Origin of the sequence: Nitrincola salilacus (genome assembly GCF_046271865.1) — a bacterium.
In the GTDB taxonomy this organism is placed as follows: Bacteria; Pseudomonadota; Gammaproteobacteria; order Pseudomonadales; family Balneatricaceae; genus Nitrincola; species Nitrincola salilacus.
On record NZ_CP176580.1, the window covers coordinates 3,773,751 to 3,790,972 of the forward strand.

Genomic DNA, 17,222 nt, shown 5'->3' on the forward strand with positions numbered 1-17,222 from the left:
ACTCCTTAAAATGTCTGACCTAGTGCAAACTGGAAAACCTGCTCATCATCACCTGACTTCGAATTCAGGCCTTTACCGAGTGATACCGACAAGGGTCCAATCGGTGTCAGCCAGCTCAGCCCCACTCCCACTGAATACCTCAAATCTCCAAGCTCAACACCCGAACTGCAACTTGCTCCTGCAATCAGGCACTTGGTTGTATAGACATTACCGGCATCCATGAACAACAAGGTTCGCCAGGCAGATCTATCTTTGATAAAAGGTACAGGGAATATCAGCTCTGCACTACCGGACACCAGAATGTTACCGCCCAGCGCATCGCCATTGGAGTCGCGTGGACCCAATGAATTGTTGTCATAACCACGAACGGTTCTCAAGCCACCAGCAAAATAATTCTTGAAGAAAGGATAGCCATTGTCGCCGTAACTATCAGCATAACCAAGACGACTGCGCACACTGACTACCCACTCCTCTCCTTCATCCAGTGGTAGAAAGTAGCGATTATTATATTGAGCACGATAATAGCCAAGATCACTACCGGGGACACTCAATTCCAGGGATGCACCTTGAGCAAAACCATTAGTCGGGAAAAGTGCCTTATTGAGCTTATTGTAATCCCAGCCAGCTGTCAGCTTCCAGTTCAGGAAGTCATCGCCCTCTTCGTCTATAAAACGGATCACTTCATCTGCCGTCTGTTCGAAGGTGTTCAGTTTGACATACTCAACATCGCCACTGAAAGTTAAACGCTGGTTATCATCAATTGGATAACCAAAGGTAACACCAGTCCCTATCTCATCTGTTGTATAGGTGCTGATATCGTCCTCTTCAAAATCGCGCTCGCGATAATAGAAGTTGAAGCCACGACTCACACCATCCACTGTGTAGTAAGGGTCCAGATAGTTAAAGCTGTACTCAGTACGGGTTTTACTGTTGGAGATGTTAAACGCAACACTCTTACCGGTACCAATGAAGTTATCCTGAGAAACACCCAAGTCCAGAATGATGCCATCACTCTGAGAAAAACCGATACTCGCTGTCAGCTGACCCAGCTGGGTTTCTTCCACACTGTAGTCCAGATCTACCTGATCATCCGTTCCGGCGACAGCACGCGTCTCAACATTGACCTCTTTGAAATAACCAGTCTGATCAAGGCGAGTTCTGGATCGTTCAATAGCTCGGGTGGAGGCAACACCTGCTTCCATTTGCTCAAGCTCACGACGGATGACTTCATCAGCCGTACGTGTGTTTCCACGGATGTTTATGCGTCGTACAAAGGTCTGGCGCCCAGGTTCAACAAAATAGCGAACAGATACCGTATTATCATCATGCAGCTCAGGCATCGGACTGATATTGGCAAACATATAGCCCTGATCGCCCAGCGCATTGACAAGGCGCTCCTGCACATCAGTCATTTCACGACGCGAGAATACTTCACCCGATTCAATTGTGACTTTACCCAATAGCTCCTCTTCCGGAACCACCAGATTTCCCACCAGCCCTACTTCGCGAATCGTGTACTGCTCGCCTTCAGTCACATCGACTGTGATATATACATGCCGCTTATCAGGCGTGATCGACACCTGTGCAGAGTCGATGGCGAAGTTGATATAACCATTATCAAGATAATGAGAGCGTAAGCGCTCCAGATCACCAGCCAGTTTTTCGCGCGAATACTCATCTGTTTTAGTGAAAAAGTTGAACATACCCGGCAGACTGAGCGAGAAAAGGTCAGTCAGTTCCTCATTGGAGTAAACTGAATTACCAACGATATTGATATGCTGGATGGTCGCAATACGGCCTTCGCGAATATTAACGTTCAGAGCAACACGATTCCCGGATAGATACTCCACCTCTGTATCGATATCTGCGCTGTAGCGCCCCTGAGCACCGTATACACGCAGCAGTTCCAGGCTTATCTGATCCAACGCAGCACGACGAAACACATCGCCTTCCTGCAGACCCGCCTGACGCAACCCTTCGCGCAACTGCTCTTCTTTAATGGCTTTATTACCATCAATTCTGATCAACGCAACGGAAGGACGCTCTCTGATGCGCACAACCAGCACGTCTCCTTCATCCCGAAGCAACTGAACATCTTCAAAAAAACCAGAACGAAACAGCTCTCGAGTAGCTGCCGTCAGTTCAGACTGACTGATCTGATCGCCTGTCGATATCGGAAAATTTCTGAACACGACGCCCGGAGAAACCTGCTGCAAGCCCTCGATACGAATATCGCTGACAGTAAAAGACAAGGATGCAGTTGCCTGAAGTCCCCAGAAAAGCGTGATCAAAAACAGCGCAAGGTAGCGTTTCATAGAGAAGATTCTTTTCAGTTCCATCATGTGATCAAGAGTCCGATATTTCAGAGACGGGCAATATCATTAACAATCGCGATTGCCATCAAGCTGAAGAGCATCGCCATTCCAATTTTCAAACCGATCAACTGCGTTTTTTCACTGACTGGCTTACCTCTGACCATCTCGATCAGATAGTACATCAAGTGTCCGCCATCCAGCATGGGAATCGGAAGCAGATTAAGTATCCCGAGACTGATACTGAGGTAGGCAAGAAAGCTGATAAAGGTTTCAAGCCCGGACGCTGCCGAATCACCCGCCACTTTAGCAATGGTTATCGGGCCACTCAAGTTTTTTACAGACAACATGCCGACAAACATCTTCTTGATCGCATCCAGCGTCAACCCAATCATCTGCCCGGTCTTCTCAAACCCCATCACCAATGCAGTCGCCGGATTATATTTGATCTCCCGTATCATCTCGGGAGGCCATTCACCCGGCTGCACCCCTGCACCGATAAAGCCGGTGACCGTGCCATCCTCACCCACCCGGGCAGCTGGCGTCACGCTGAAAGTCATTCTCAGACCATCACGATCAATGGTCAGGTCAATCGGCGTTCCGGCACTGAGCTGAATGCGTTCAACCAGCATTAACCAGCTCGAAATACTGTCACCGTCAACAGCCAGTACATGATCACCACTACGCAGACCCGCTTCAACAGCCGCCCCACCTTCAACCAACTGGCCGAGTACCGGCGTGACATCTGGACGCCAAGGTATCAGCCCCAAGGCACCAATGGGTGATTCACGCTCCAGATCCACACGCCACTGTTCCAGCTGCACTTGATAGGTACTTGCAGCAGAGCGCGCAGGCTGCCGTGCAACCAGCTCTATCACACCGGTTTCACCCACTCGAGCGGCCAGACGAAGGTTTACATCGTTCCAGGAACGAACCGGACTACCGTCGATTTCCAGTATCTCATAGCCCATCTCCACCCCTGCAACTGCAGCGGGTGATCCGGGTCGAACATCTCCGATAACCGGCACCACGACACTGGTGCCCAAGACAAACAAAAACCAGTAGGCAAGCACTGCGAAGGCCAGATTCACGAAAGGCCCCGCAGCGACAATTGCAAAACGCTGCATCACTGGCTTGTTATTGAAAGCCTGCGCACGCATATCCTCAGGTACAGAGCCTTCCCGCTCATCCAGCATTCGGACATAGCCGCCCAGTGGAATGGCAGCGATGACATACTCCGTACCATCACGCCCTTTCCACGTGAAAAGAGGCTTGCCGAATCCGACGGAAAAACGCAACACCTTGACTCCACAGCGACGTGCTGTCCAGTAGTGTCCCCATTCGTGTATGGTCACCAGAAGACCCAGGGTCACCAACGTTGCCAGCAACGCCTGTACGATACCCATTATTCAACTACTCCTAGATCTGCGGGGCCATATAGAGCCCGGCAAGGAAAACCGGCGCAGCAGCCGTCAGGCTGTCAATACGATCGAGCACACCACCATGACCCGGCAGCAAACGACCACTGTCTTTGATACCGCGCTCACGCTTGAGCATACTCTCAAACAGATCACCCAGAACGGACGCCATACCAGTAATCAGTGACAAGAGAACAAAATAGACCGTCGCCGTCAGCGGAAGTTCTCGCAACATTGAATAAGCCACGCCGACCAACACGCATACAAGCAGCCCGCCAACACAACCTTCGCGAGTTTTACCTGGACTGACTTCAGGCAACAGTTTGCGTTTACCCAGCGTCTTACCTGCAGCATAGGCGCCAATATCTGCACCCCAGACAAGTGCCAACAGCAACAAGATCAGGAACTCACCGTGCGTCCAGGCTTTGATGGCCGTCATCGCCAGCCAGGCGGGTACCAGCACCGCAATTCCGATCAACATTTTATTGGCCTGATTCGACCAGAAGGAAGAGGATGGATAGCGCAGCACCATAATCAGTGCCGCCAGCCAGAAAAGTACAGCCATCAACGTGACCGTCGATACCAGAGCCTCATTGAGAAATCCATACACCACGCCCAACAACAGCGCAATCAACACCACAAACACAACCCGCTCTCTGAGGCCATAGCGACAGAAATTGGACCACTCCCAGGCGCCATAAAGTGTTGCAGCACCTATCAGCAGCGCAAACCAGCTGATCGGAAACCACCATACTGCAGCCAGCACCGCTGGCCCAATCAGCAGACCCGTTATCACTCGTTGTTTAAACACGTTTAAGGGCCTCTACCTGTTCACTGGTTCGGCCAAACCGTCTCTGACGGCTAGAGAAGTCCTGAATTGCTGAGGCCAGTTCCGGCTTACCGAAATCGGGCCAGAACTGATCAGTGAAATAGAACTCGGTATAAGCCAACTGCCAGATCAAAAAATTACTGATGCGCTTTTCTCCGCCAGTGCGTATGCACAGATCAGGGTCCGGCACACCGTTCAGACTGGTGTAGTCGGAAAAACACTGCTCATCTATCAGCTCAGGGCTCAGCTCACCCGCCATACAGGCAGATGCGATCGCTCTGACCGATTGCACTATATCCCACCTGCCACCATAGTTGGCTGCGACATTGAGGATCAGCGCCTGATTCCCCGCCGTCAAGCGTTCAACCTCTGACATCTTGCGCTGCAAACTCGAGCTGAAGCGAGAGCGATCACCAACAATGCGCAGACAGATGTCATGTTTATTAAGCTTCTTGGCTTCATGCTCGAGAGAGATCATGAACAGATCCATCAACCCTCTGACCTCAAGCTCTGGCCGCTTCCAGTTTTCACTGCTGAACGCGAACAATGTCAGGATTTTAACCCCATGCTCAAGACAGCCTTCTATCACGCTGCGCACACTGTCAACACCAGCTTTATGCCCAGCAAGACCAGGCAGACGGCGCTGCTTGGCCCAGCGGTTATTGCCATCCATGATGATGGCAATATGCTCTGGTATCTCGGCGTGCCCGCCCGCTTTTATATCATTATGAACAGACATATTGAGCCGTGGGGGGCATGCACCCCGCTCCATTGCACTTAGATTTCCATCAGATCCGACTCTTTTTTACTCAGCAGCACATCAACCTCTGCCACATACTTGTCAGTCAGCTTCTGCACCAGATCCTCACCGCGACGCTCGTCGTCTTCAGTGATATCCTTATTTTTCAGCAGTTCTTTGATGGAGCTATTAGCGTCGCGACGAATATTGCGTATCGCGACCTTGGCATTTTCCGATTCGATCTTGGCCTGTCGCCCAAACCCCTTACGTGACTCTTGAGTCAGCGCTGGCATTGGCAGGCGAATAACATCACCGGCAGTGTTAGGGTTCAAGCCCAGATCCGACTTCATGATCGCCTTTTCCACCTCAGGAACCATCTTTTTTTCCCAGGGAATAATGGTCAGAGTACGCGAATCTTCAACCATGATATTGGCCACCTGCTGAATAGGAACCGGTGAACCATAGTAGGAGACCATTATGCTATCCAGCAGACTCGGATGAGCACGACCAGTACGAATTTTCTTGAAATTCTCAACCAGAGCCTCGGTGCTTTTCTTCATCCGTGACTCAGCGTCTTTTATAATCTCGTTAATCATTTTTTAACTCCTGCAGAGGAACCAGAATCGATCAGCGTTCCTTCATCCCCACCTACAACCAGATTAACCAACGCACCTGGTTTATTCATGTTAAATACGCGAATCGGCATATTATGATCCCGCGTCAGGCAGATAGCCGTCATATCCATCACACCCAGCTGTTTTTCCAGTACTTCATCAAATGTCAGATGACTATATTTGACAGCAGTAGGATCTTTCAAGGGGTCAGCAGTATACACACCATCCACTTTGGTTGCTTTCAACACAACATCGGCATCTATCTCGATACCACGAAGGCAAGCTGCAGAGTCAGTAGTGAAAAAGGGGTTACCGGTGCCAGCCGAGAAGATCACAACATCGTTTTGACGCAGATAGCGCATCGCATTACGACGATCATAATGATCCACCACACCACTCATCGGGATAGCCGACATGACGCGCGTGGCGATATTGCAGCGTTCAAGGGCATCACGCATGGCCAGTGCATTCATCACCGTTGCCAGCATCCCCATATGATCACCTGTAACACGATCAAGGCCGGCCGCATTCAGCGCCGCGCCCCGGAACAGATTACCACCACCTATGACTATACCAACCTGCACGCCGATACCGACAAGCTGGCCAATTTCGAGCGCCATGCGGTTCAGCACTTTCGGATCGATACCGAAACTTTCTTCGCCAACCAAGGCTTCACCGCTGAGCTTCAGCAGTATACGTTTATATCGGGATTGCTTATCTGTGGCAGGCATCAATGCATTCTCCGCTCTTTCATGAGATGGCACAGTTTACAAGAAAACGTGATGTCGCGCAGGAAAAATTCCTGCGCGACAAGTGCTGCTCGACGAACGCGAGCAGTCGGACAGATCAGCCTTTCAGCTGTTCAGCAACTTCTGCTGCGAAGTCTTTCTTCTCAACTTCAATACCTTCACCTACAGAAAAACGGGTGAAAGAGAGGACTTCAGCACCAGCAGCCTTGACCATCTGTGCAACTGTCTGCTCAGGGTTCTTAACGAACGCCTGCTCATTCAGACTGTTTTCAGCCAGATACTTCTTGACGCGACCAACAGCCATTTTTTCTTTAATTTCCTGAGGCTTACCTTCCATATCAGGCTGAGCCATGATGATCGACTTCTCACGATCCAGCTCTTCCTGTGGCATATCTTCAGGTTTAACGACACGTGGGTTAACCGCAGTGACATGCATCGCAACATCGCGCGCTGCTTCAGCATTACCACCGCTGAGCGCAACAACTGCTGCGATACGGTTATTGCTGTGAACATACGCATCCACAACAGGTGCTTCCACTACTACAACGCGACGCACAGAGATGTTCTCACCGATTTTCTGCACCAGCGCTTCACGAGAAGACTCCAGATCGCCCGCCATCAACGCAGCGACATCAGTATTCCTGGTCTCAAACGCCTTGTTCAGAACCGTGTCAACAAAGGCCAGGAAGCTGCCATCACGCGCAACAAAATCTGTTTCAGAGTTCACTTCAAGCACAACTGCATAACTGTTGTCGTCAGCAACCTTGACTGCAACAACACCATCTGCAGCAGTACGATCAGCTTTCTTAGCTGCCTTCAGGCCAGAAGATTTACGCAGCTCGTCGATCGCTGTTTCGATATCACCACCAGCTTCAACCAGTGCCTTTTTGCACTCCATCATGCCCAAACCAGTGCGCTCACGAAGCTCTTTTACCTGCGCAGCAGAGATGTTCGCCATGTTGTTTACCTCTAAATTTTAATTCGCGTTAATCTGAATTCAAAAAAGGGGAGCTTTGCTCCCCCTCTACGAAATCGCTCAGGTTACCGGGTACAGTTTACAGACTGATTACTCAGCTGCTGCCTGCTCCTCAACCTCTACGAATTCGCTTTTGTCATTCGCGCCGTTACCAGCGCCTTCGATGCAGGCATCAGCAACAGACTGGGCATAGATCTGAATCGCACGCAGCGCGTCATCGTTGCCTGGAATGATGTAATCAATGCCATCAGGATTGCTGTTGGTATCAACGATACCGATAACAGGAATACCCAGCTTGTTGGCTTCATTGATCGCAATACGCTCATGATCAACATCGATAACGAACAGCGCATCTGGCAGGCCGCCCATATCTTTGATACCACCGATGGACAGCTCAAGCTTATCCATTTCACGACGACGCATCAGGGCTTCTTTTTTGGTCAGCTTGTCGAAAGTACCATCCTGCATGCTGGTTTCCAGCTCACGCAGACGACGGATAGACTGACGAATGGTTTTGTAGTTGGTCAGCATACCACCCAACCAGCGATGGTTGACATAAGGCATACCGGAGCGTGACGCTTCTTCTTTGATCACTTTGCTGGCAGCACGCTTGGTTCCGACAAACAGAACCTTGTTCTTGTTTGCAGCCATAGCCTGTACAACATCCAGCGCACTGTTCAGTGCAGGCAGGGTGTGCTCCAGGTTAATGATATGGATTTTGTTACGAGCGCCGAAGATGAATTTTGACATCTTCGGGTTCCAGTAACGAGTCTGGTGACCAAAGTGAACACCTGCTTTGAGCAGGTCACGCATTGAAACTTTTGCCATGTTCTTGATTCCTGATTTAACGGGTTTAACCTCCACCTACCCCATCTTCCAACCGTATGAACGGCACCCAGGAACATGTGTCGGTAGGTGTGTGATTTTAATGTCGTGCCGAAGCACAATTTTTTCGAGCGCATTTTATAGCATAGACATGCAAAAAATTAAAGCAAACTTTGCACCCAAAGATGATTTGAACTTGATTGATCCTGCTTATTCACCAGAGTCACCCTCATCTGAACTCTGCCCGCACCCTACCAAGCCCCAGCTACAAATGAAGTTTAGAGTAGATTTTTCCCACAAAGCTCCTTAATATCGCCTCCTGAATGGACGTAGCGATCTGGAACGCATAATTTATCTATCAGGAGGAATAAATGGACTTTAATATAAGAAAGACAATGTTCGTTGGCTTTACTTGCTTTATGTTGGCGGGCTGTGCGGCAAACCAGTCTCAGGTGGAACAAGACAGCGACACCACGCAAGCCTCCGAGCAGTATGCCAAAGCAATCCACTCAGTCGCTGACACTTTAATCAGCTCTCCTCATCTGCAGATGATGTATAAGGATGACGACACTCTGCTGCTCGAATTCCCTGGGATTCAAGCTTTCAACTTTGATGGCACCGGTTTAAGCCAACCCCTGCAGACCGCGCTGAAGGACGTTGCAGCCGCACTGATGCACCACTCTCACCTGAACATTGAAGTAGCTGGTCATACCGATAATATCGGCAACCCGGATTACAACAAGACACTGTCTGAAAACAGAGCGCATCAGGTTGCAGACTTCCTGGGCCAGCAAGGTATCCAGATGGATCGCATCCAAGTGGCTGGCATGGGGCAGTCAGCCCCCATAGCAGACAATCGCACAACCGAAGGCCGTGCGGCCAATCGCCGGGTCGAAATGACTATCTTCGAATAATCCCAGGGATAGGTTAAACCGCGCACCATCACCTGTATCAGGGATGGTGGCCAGGGTTTCTGCCTGAGAGTCTTGTATGCGATCACCTAAACGTGCAGTGCCAGCCTGCCTGGCACTGACAATTTTATTTACTTACGGATGCAGTCCGCTGCCGCAAAAAGCGGGTTGTCCTGGCAATATTCCCAGTCTTGAACAAGGAATCGCTGGGCACTCGCACAACGGACGCCCTATCGAGTACACCCGTATCGGTTGCGGTAAACGAACCACCTTGGTCTATGGCGCCATTCATGGCAATGAGCCCGCGAGCGCTGCATTGGCAGAGTATCTGATCGAGAAACTTGCCTTACTTCCGGAAAGCTGGCGCCATCAAAATCGAACTATTGTGATCCCGGTTGCCAACCCAGATGGGTTGCTGATCAGATCCCGCGCTAATTCCAGAGGTATCGATCTCAATCGTAACTTTCCAACCCGAAACCGTATTGATAACCTTCAGTTCGGTATGCGCGCTTTATCAGAACCCGAATCCCAGACGTTGATAAACATCAAGAAAACCTACCCTCCTGACAGGATTATTTCCATTCACCAACCTCTGGCCTGTATTGATTATGATGGTCCTGCTGTTCAAATCAGCAGAGCCATGGCACTCCATACCGACCTGCCGATCTGCAGACTCGGTGCTCGCCCTGGCTCTCATGGCACCTACGCGGGTGTTGAACGTCACATACCTATCGTGACATTTGAAATGAGACCTGAGGATGATCTCCTGAAGCCCAGTCAGATCTGGACACTGTACGGCAAAGCTATCATGGCAGGCATTACCTACCCGCAAGCACCACCCGATCTTTAAAGAAGTCCAGCATCGGTGTATCCAACTCATAAATATCAGGCCGGAAATGCAAACCCATTTCCGCATCTACCTCAACAGTCCAATAGGCCAATAACACAGGGATCGACCTATCAAGAAACAACTCCTGAGTGGCACCAGAGCTCAACAACCCTTCCAACCTGTCCACCTGATCCGTGTTGCTGACTGCAAGCAGCCAGCGCGCTAATGCGGGCGCCTCTTGCAGCCTGATGCAACCGGAACTCAACGCCCGTACAGGTTGACTGAAATAGCTTTGGCTAGGTGTATCATGCAGAAAAATCGCCTCATTATTTGGAAATCGCACCACAATTTGTCCTAACTCATTTTGATCACCTGGTGCCTGACGCAGCAATATACGCCCAGGATTACGCCAGTTAATCAAAGCAGGATTCATCGGCTGCCCATCGAAATTCAAAACCTGCATCTGGTTCTCTTCAAGAAAACGCTGATTGCGACGTATCTGAGGCAATATATCCTCCCGGTATACCGTCGGAGGCACTGTCCAGGACGGGTTAACCGTAATATGTGTAATCTCACTCCACAATAGAGGTGTTTGACGATCAATACGGCCTATCTGAGAAGACTGCCGCACAATGGGTTTAGCCTCACCATCATATAGCGCCAACTCTGCTCCAGCGATGTCCACTAGTAAGAGCTGGTCACTAACCATATGACTCAAGCGCCGAAAACGCTCAAGATTGATCTGAATTTTAAAGTATTGCTCATCTGAGAGTGCTACAGGAACCGCAGCCATTGCCCACTGAGGACTCAGCGAGAACTGATAAGCAGCTCTGAGCTGCTGATAGGGCAAGTACTGCGGCCTGGCCAGATCGAAGGCATCTGCAGGATTTTCAAGCCCAGACAGTGCCATATTCAATATTCGACCAGGATCAACAACCAGTGATTTTTTACCTTCAGGGTAAATAAGATAGGGCTCAAGACCGGCGAGTAAAGTCGGGCCATAGTGCAAGTCTGCCAAAGCTTCTAAATAGCTGGCAGCCACCTCATAGCGCTGATCAAATGGCAATATGCCTTCGGTGGAAAGTATCGCTTCGAGTGTTTGCAAATCGGCAAGAGAGTAATGATGCGGCGCCAAACCATCATAGGCCAAAAGTTGAATCTGCGCGTCCAACTCTTTGATGAAATCTATGTCTTTCCAGAAAGCACTCGTTTCGGTCAGCCGAAGAAACTCATTGAAGTAAAGCCTATCCATTTTACCGGCTCTGGCCAACCCAGTTCCTAATAGCATCAAACACAAAAACAACAGCAGAAACCGACTCGCTTTTCCAGCCAATAGCATCATCATTCCCTTGAAAAACATTAAAGATAAAACCCGTTGACGGCCTCAGCAGCAACAAATGATTTGACTGGTGTCTCAGCCATTTCAGGCATTGTTTCAGGCGCGGCAGGTACTTCGGTTTTCGATGCAGGATCAGATTTTTAAAATCTTTATTTGCCCGTAGTGAGTTACAGATAACACCCACTCAAGCATGTCATCAAAAATATCTATATCGTCAACATCTTCATACCATATATCATCAAAATAGTTTGTCAGGTCACAAAGCCTCAACTTATCGATGATATCGTACCTATACCAATTGACGAACACATACTCAGGCCAGGATATTCCTAAAGAAGACAGCACTCTCTTCAGGTTAAAATCATCTTCCTTACAATTGAACTCTTCACATAATTTTCCATGCCTATCTACTAAATTGACCAGTGTCATGCTATCAGCAGGAGTGTTAAGTCCTAACTTTTTAGAAAGAGATGCGCGTATATTAGCACAATTTTCACTATCTAAAGTAACGTATTCTGGATAATGTACCTGTGGGTTTTCCCTGTAAAAATTATCTATCTTCACCTGTTCCATAACACACTATTCCTCTATTGATATGGCGCCACTACGTCCACCTTTCCCTCGTTTCCCTTCGGCGTAGCCCCACCAATTTATATGGTATTTGGACTCAGGATCGCCTTTCGCTACACCGTCATGTGGAGGGTCAAGCCGATATCCCTTTTTTGAGTCCCCCGCTTGCGGACTTCCGAATTTCCCCGGTTTGCCCTTTGGAAGTTTACCAACTTCTTGGTGCACTTTTTCGAGTGCCTCCTTATGAGCCGACAATGAGGGCTTTCCAGCTCCCCCAGCTCCCCCAGCACCCACAGCCTTACGCGAGCCAAACCATTTAGAGCCGGCTTTCAGCGCTCCCTTACCACCCGGTATAAGCCCCGCCAGAATTCCCACTGCAGCCATCGCACGGCTGGTATCTTATCCTGTAATACAATCTTTACCCGATAGTAGCTCAACGACTGACTGTACCGAGCCCGCAACAGGTAGAACGCCCACGCCAATAGACGCCGCATCACGGATTCCAAGGCCTGTGATTCATCCGGCTGATCTCAATGCATTTGATCGTAATCATTATCTCATGAGAGAGACTAGCCCACACCCTCCTTATTCAGTCATTAGATGACTTAACCTAATGTGAAGTATAATTTTTTACAGGATGCATCTGATATCTCTCCCTCTAACGCAGGGTTTGCCAAACAATTAATCACATTCTCTAGCTCTTCACGTTTTTCATCTTCAAAATCAAGATCCTCTCGACACTCTATCAAGTTCGCCCACTCTTCTAGTTCTTTTGCCGTTATTTCTCCAGAAAAAAAACGTTCAATTACATTTTTAACTTGTGATGAATAGATTATTAGTGGCGCACCTTCATAATCCCAATCAAGAGTTGAAAGATTATCCGATAACATTCCTATTGGCTTACTAAATTCAAGCAAATCAGTTAGTACTTTGACCCTACTCATTTCATTACTCCTTATGGATAGGTACCACCGTTAAGTTTATCTTTGACATGGACAATATTACCCTGGGGATCGTATGTCGTTTTCGTGGCCTGTATAGTCTTGCCATCTACATCTATTTGTTTTTCATAAACAGCTTTTGATCCTAGCACTTTACCAGGAGACTCAGCTTGAACTGCTACCCCTCCATTGGGCAACTCTCGTAGTTGAACATTATCTTTAGAGTTAGACGGTATTTTCTTGATGAATCTTTTGACGTTAGCTGCCTGTTGTGCATTCGGAGTTATATCCCTTACAACACCTACTCCAGCCTCTGCAGCCTTACGCGAACCAAACCACTTAGAGCCAGCTTTCAGCGCCCCCTTACCAAAGGGTATCAGCCCCGCCAGAATCCCCACTGCCGCCATCGCACGGCTGGTTTCTTCTCCAGTAATATAATCTTTACCCGATATCAGCTCAACGACTGACTGTACCGAGCCTGCAACAGGTAGAGCGCCCACGCCAATAGACGCCGCATCACGGATTCCAAAGCCTGATCCTTCAGCTCCACCCCCTTCAGCAGCAACAAATGATTTGACTGGTGTGCCGGCAATTTCTGGTGCTGTTTCGGCCGCTAAGACTATTCCAGGTTCGAATCCAGAGGCTTCCGCGGTTTCCGGGGCGGTCAATACATCCATAGCATGTAAAGATGCCCCTTCCGGCTCATCTGGCCTTTGTATATAGCCGCTCCGCGATCTCGTTGTTGATGTTCATATTGCAACCATCGACATTGACGCCACTTCCACCCAGAGGACATAGTGGTTTTTTAAGCTATTAAAGGCCCGACCTCTTCATTTGTAAAATACCTTGTTTCTTCATCCGAAGCTGGCTCCATCCCACCATAATAACTAGATATACCAAACTCTAAAGCAAGGCTTTTAGCATAAGAATGGATGCCATTTATCAACGCCCCCATACTAACATTTTCAATTTCGTCACAGTTAAAATTGAAGTCAACATCATACTCACACCCATACTTGACCAACCGTAATTGAATATTGGGTAGAAAAACATCACCTAATTTAACATCATCAGCATTTATCAAAATGCTAGCATCACCATTGAAATCCAAAAATCGACTCAACTCCTCTTCTGATAACTCACCCTCTGTAAACATCGGTATATTTTCGCTACACTGATATCCAGATATTTTTTTTGATCCCTGAATTAGCATGAGAAAGAATTGAATAATACAGCCCTCATCAACACTCTCAAAAACAACTTCAACTAAGTTAGTCACACAGAGCCTCAATCAATAAATGTTTTAAATGTGTGGTCCATATTTAAACGAGCCCCTCTACCATCATTCAATCTCTTTTCAAGAAAGTCTATTCCATTGCTTGTGGTTTTCTTGAATTCCCCCGACCCTCTTATAATATCTCTAAAATGCTTCATAGCTTGATCGTTCCAAGTGTTCATTGAACCATTCATTTTACCCCAAATTTCTGGATTTCGACCTGCATGTTTTGAAAGAGCATGGCCTACAACAGTACTACCTTTTTTCGCAATCTGAGCTGATTGCAGAGCCGTTTTCATTTGACTTCTAGATAATCCGGCTAAGCCAGCATCCGCAGCCTTACGCGAACCAAACCACTTTGAGCCAGCTTTCAGCGCTCCCTTACCAAAGGGTATCAACCCTGCCAGAATCCCCACTGCCGCCATCGCACGGCTGGTATCTTCTCCTGTAATATAATCTTTACCCGATATCAGCTCAACGACTGACTGTACCGAGCCTGCAACAGGTAGAGCGCCTACACCAATAGACGCCGCATCACGGATTCCAAAGCCTGATCCTTCCGCTCCGCCCCCTTCAGCAGCAACAAATGATTTGACTGGTGCGCCGGCAATTTCGGGTGCTGCTTCAAGTTCGAGCTCTGGGGCTTCCGTGATTTCCGGGGCGGTCAATACATCCATCGCATGTAATGATGCCTCTTCCGGCTCTTCGACCCCCTCTGGCCTCGCAGCCGATGCCACATTTCCGTTGATATTTATCATACGGCCATCAATATTGACGCTCTTGCCACCCAGCAGATGGATGTCCGGGGTGTCCAGATGAATGGCGCTGGGGGTAAGTACCAGTTTTGAGTCTCCGCAGACTAACTCGATTGTCTCCCCGGCTTCAATGCTCAGCGTTTTGCCGACTTTCAGACTGTCCTTGATGCCCACGCGCTGAATGCGGGACAGGCCCACCAGGCTTTGTTGCATGCCACCCACGGTGAGCGTTTCGTTCAGGCCCACTGCCTGGAAGCGCATCAGACCAACGCTTTTCATCTCGGTCTGGCCGACGCTGTGGGTCAGGTTTTTGGCGATGGAGACCTTTTCGTTGCCACCGACGGTTTCCTTGCGGTTGTTGACGATGCTGATGGTTTCGTTGTTGCCGACATCCTCGATGCGGTCATTACCGATGCTGATGGTTTCATTATTATCCACCCGCTCAGTACGATCGCGTTTGATGTGTACGGTTTCATCGCGGTCGATGGTTTTCTCACGATCCCGGCCCACCCAGTGGGTCTCGTCGTTTTCAACTTCGATATCCTGGTTCTTTTCCGCATGGATAAAGAGTTGTTCTTCACCCATCTTGTCTTCAAATCGGATCCAGTTGGCATTCTCAGCGGTACCCTCTTTGCTGGAGCGAGTCAGTACGCCACTCTGGGTTTTATTCGCTGGCAGACCCCAGGGGGGCATCTGTTCGGCATTGTAGACGCGACCGGTGATGATCGGACGATCGGGGTTGCCGTCGTAGAAGTCGACGATCACTTCCTGGCCGATACGCGGGATATAGATCGAACCCCAGTTTTTTCCCGCCCACTGATGGCTGACACGCACCCAGCAGGAGCTGTTTTCGTTGTGTTGGCCGTAGCGGTCCCAGGGGAACTGGACTTTGACGCGGCCATATTCATCGGTGTAGATCTCTTCTCCCGCGGGCCCCACGATCACGGCGTGTTGCGGGCCCAGCATCTTCGGCCAGCCGGTTTTCAGCGGTGGGCGATACACGCGGGAGGCGGGCATGCAGACAAAGCGGTTTTCGTAGCCACGGGTCTCTTCATCGCGGCTGGTGTAGCTGTAGTCGGAGGCGTCATGCTGAATGCTGATCAGCAGGTAGGTGTCCAGCTCGCCCGGGGTGTCGTCATGCCGGGTGAGGTTAAAGGTGTGGCCGGTGCGGAAGGTGCGACAAATGCTTTTGCCCAGCACGTGATCATGCAGCGCTTCGTCGTGCTCGATACGCAGGCGTGTCAGGTGTTCACCAAAGCCTTTGTTGTCATAGCGTCCGGGGTAGAGATAGTGTTCATAGCGGGTCACGCCCGGCACGTCCATCGCAGCCGGTACCTTGGTCGGCATATGATCGGGTGGCTTTTTGAAGTCATAGTCGCGCTTGGCATAGCGACCGGTACGAAACGCATGCTGGTGCGACCAGCTGTGAATATGGTGCGGGCTCAGCGAGCCGGTGCGATAACTGACCTGGTTTTCTTCACAGGTTTCGGGGGCACTGCTGTGATCTGCCAGCACCAGTATGTGCTGGCCTTCGCTGTGTTTGAAGAAGTAGTAAATGCCCTCTTCTTCAAACAGGCGGGATAAGAAGGTGAAGTCGCTTTCCTGATATTGAACACAGTACTCTCTGACCGGATGTTGGCCGATCAGGCGGAACTCAAAATCCGTGAAGCCGTTCGCCGCAAACACCTCGCTGGCGATCTGACGGATATCCTTGTGCTGGAAGACTTTGGAGTCGCTGGTCTGGGTTAAGAACCAGAGCCAGGGCACTACTTCAGCCGAGTAACAGCGCAGGTCGTGCAGTTGGCTGCCATCGCCCCGAAACTGCCGAACATAGCCGTTGATCACCGTGTGGGAATCGGTTTTGAGGCCCTGATCATCCGCTTTCATCAGTTTGAGGGTGACGTTCTTACCCACGATCTCTGCCGGAGCGATCGTCTCACGCAGCGAGTACATCTCTATCTCAAATGAGAACAGGCTCGAGATCGCTTCTTCCCCTTCAATACGGGTCAGCAAGAGGGTGTCTGGACCCAGGGGGCTGTCGATTGATAGCAGGCGGGGTTGTTGAGAAAAATGAGCCATGGTAATCCCTTTACAAGCACATTCCTGAATGACTATATCTAGTTTTCCAGAGTGACAAAT

General features: G+C 49.6%; 16 protein-coding genes. 2 read left to right on the top strand and 14 right to left on the bottom strand.

The window, feature by feature from the left end:
* Positions 1–5: 5 nt before the first annotated feature.
* The 8 genes from bamA to rpsB all read right to left on the bottom strand — a co-directional run bounded on the left by bamA (position 6) and on the right by rpsB (position 8,465).
* Positions 6–2,315: an outer membrane protein assembly factor BamA gene (bamA, locus tag ACK3CJ_RS17470; RefSeq protein ID WP_409523486.1), complete on the bottom strand. Its 2,310-nt coding sequence runs from the start codon at positions 2,313–2,315 to the stop codon at positions 6–8.
* A gap of 47 nt (positions 2,316–2,362) precedes the next feature.
* Complete coding sequence (gene rseP / locus ACK3CJ_RS17475) at positions 2,363–3,718, bottom strand: RIP metalloprotease RseP (RefSeq protein ID WP_409523487.1); 1,356 nt, start codon at positions 3,716–3,718, stop codon at positions 2,363–2,365.
* Between the two features lie 13 nt (positions 3,719–3,731).
* Complete coding sequence (locus ACK3CJ_RS17480; protein WP_409523488.1) at positions 3,732–4,541, bottom strand: CDP-archaeol synthase; 810 nt, start codon at positions 4,539–4,541, stop codon at positions 3,732–3,734.
* Positions 4,534–5,298, bottom strand: coding sequence for a polyprenyl diphosphate synthase (uppS, locus tag ACK3CJ_RS17485; RefSeq protein WP_409523489.1), 765 nt, complete (start codon positions 5,296–5,298; stop codon positions 4,534–4,536). The genes ACK3CJ_RS17480 and uppS overlap by 8 nt, the downstream gene beginning before the upstream one ends.
* A gap of 38 nt (positions 5,299–5,336) precedes the next feature.
* Positions 5,337–5,894 (bottom strand): ribosome recycling factor, encoded by a 558-nt coding sequence (frr, locus tag ACK3CJ_RS17490; protein WP_409523490.1) that lies wholly within the window; start codon positions 5,892–5,894, stop codon positions 5,337–5,339.
* Positions 5,891–6,643 carry a UMP kinase gene (gene pyrH / locus ACK3CJ_RS17495; protein ID WP_409523491.1) on the bottom strand — a complete coding sequence of 251 codons (753 nt, stop codon included), beginning with the start codon at positions 6,641–6,643 and terminating at the stop codon, positions 5,891–5,893. The genes frr and pyrH overlap by 4 nt, the downstream gene beginning before the upstream one ends.
* 115 nt (positions 6,644–6,758) lie before the next feature.
* Positions 6,759–7,619 (bottom strand): translation elongation factor Ts, encoded by an 861-nt coding sequence (tsf, locus tag ACK3CJ_RS17500; protein ID WP_409523492.1) that lies wholly within the window; start codon positions 7,617–7,619, stop codon positions 6,759–6,761.
* A 108-nt stretch (positions 7,620–7,727) separates the two neighbouring features.
* Positions 7,728–8,465 carry a 30S ribosomal protein S2 gene (rpsB, locus tag ACK3CJ_RS17505; protein WP_409523493.1) on the bottom strand — a complete coding sequence of 246 codons (738 nt, stop codon included), beginning with the start codon at positions 8,463–8,465 and terminating at the stop codon, positions 7,728–7,730.
* A 368-nt stretch (positions 8,466–8,833) separates the two neighbouring features.
* Between rpsB and ACK3CJ_RS17510 the strand changes: the two genes are divergently transcribed.
* Both ACK3CJ_RS17510 and ACK3CJ_RS17515 read left to right on the top strand, forming a co-directional pair.
* On the top strand, positions 8,834–9,376 hold the full coding sequence (locus ACK3CJ_RS17510; RefSeq protein WP_409523494.1) for an OmpA family protein: 543 nt from the start codon (positions 8,834–8,836) through the stop codon (positions 9,374–9,376).
* A gap of 76 nt (positions 9,377–9,452) precedes the next feature.
* Positions 9,453–10,223 (top strand): M14 family zinc carboxypeptidase, encoded by a 771-nt coding sequence (locus ACK3CJ_RS17515; protein WP_409523495.1) that lies wholly within the window; start codon positions 9,453–9,455, stop codon positions 10,221–10,223.
* Here ACK3CJ_RS17515 and ACK3CJ_RS17520 read toward each other — a convergent pair.
* The 6 genes from ACK3CJ_RS17520 to tssI all read right to left on the bottom strand — a co-directional run bounded on the left by ACK3CJ_RS17520 (position 10,192) and on the right by tssI (position 17,162).
* Positions 10,192–11,562: a L,D-transpeptidase family protein gene (locus ACK3CJ_RS17520; protein WP_409523496.1), complete on the bottom strand. Its 1,371-nt coding sequence runs from the start codon at positions 11,560–11,562 to the stop codon at positions 10,192–10,194. The genes ACK3CJ_RS17515 and ACK3CJ_RS17520 overlap by 32 nt on opposite strands.
* A 111-nt stretch (positions 11,563–11,673) precedes the next feature.
* Positions 11,674–12,114 (bottom strand): hypothetical protein, encoded by a 441-nt coding sequence (locus ACK3CJ_RS17525; protein ID WP_409523497.1) that lies wholly within the window; start codon positions 12,112–12,114, stop codon positions 11,674–11,676.
* Between the two features lie 602 nt (positions 12,115–12,716).
* Positions 12,717–13,055, bottom strand: a complete 339-nt coding sequence (locus ACK3CJ_RS17530; protein WP_409523498.1) for a hypothetical protein — start codon at positions 13,053–13,055, stop codon at positions 12,717–12,719.
* Between the two features lie 11 nt (positions 13,056–13,066).
* The gene (locus ACK3CJ_RS17535; RefSeq protein WP_409523499.1) at positions 13,067–13,729 is read right to left on the bottom strand and encodes a pre-toxin TG domain-containing protein; all 663 of its coding nucleotides are present in this window, start codon (positions 13,727–13,729) and stop codon (positions 13,067–13,069) included.
* A 128-nt stretch (positions 13,730–13,857) separates the two neighbouring features.
* Complete coding sequence (locus ACK3CJ_RS17540) at positions 13,858–14,331, bottom strand: hypothetical protein (protein WP_409523500.1); 474 nt, start codon at positions 14,329–14,331, stop codon at positions 13,858–13,860.
* An 8-nt stretch (positions 14,332–14,339) separates the two neighbouring features.
* Positions 14,340–17,162, bottom strand: coding sequence for a type VI secretion system tip protein TssI/VgrG (gene tssI, locus ACK3CJ_RS17545; RefSeq protein WP_409523501.1), 2,823 nt, complete (start codon positions 17,160–17,162; stop codon positions 14,340–14,342).
* Between the last annotated feature and the right edge of the window lie 60 nt (positions 17,163–17,222).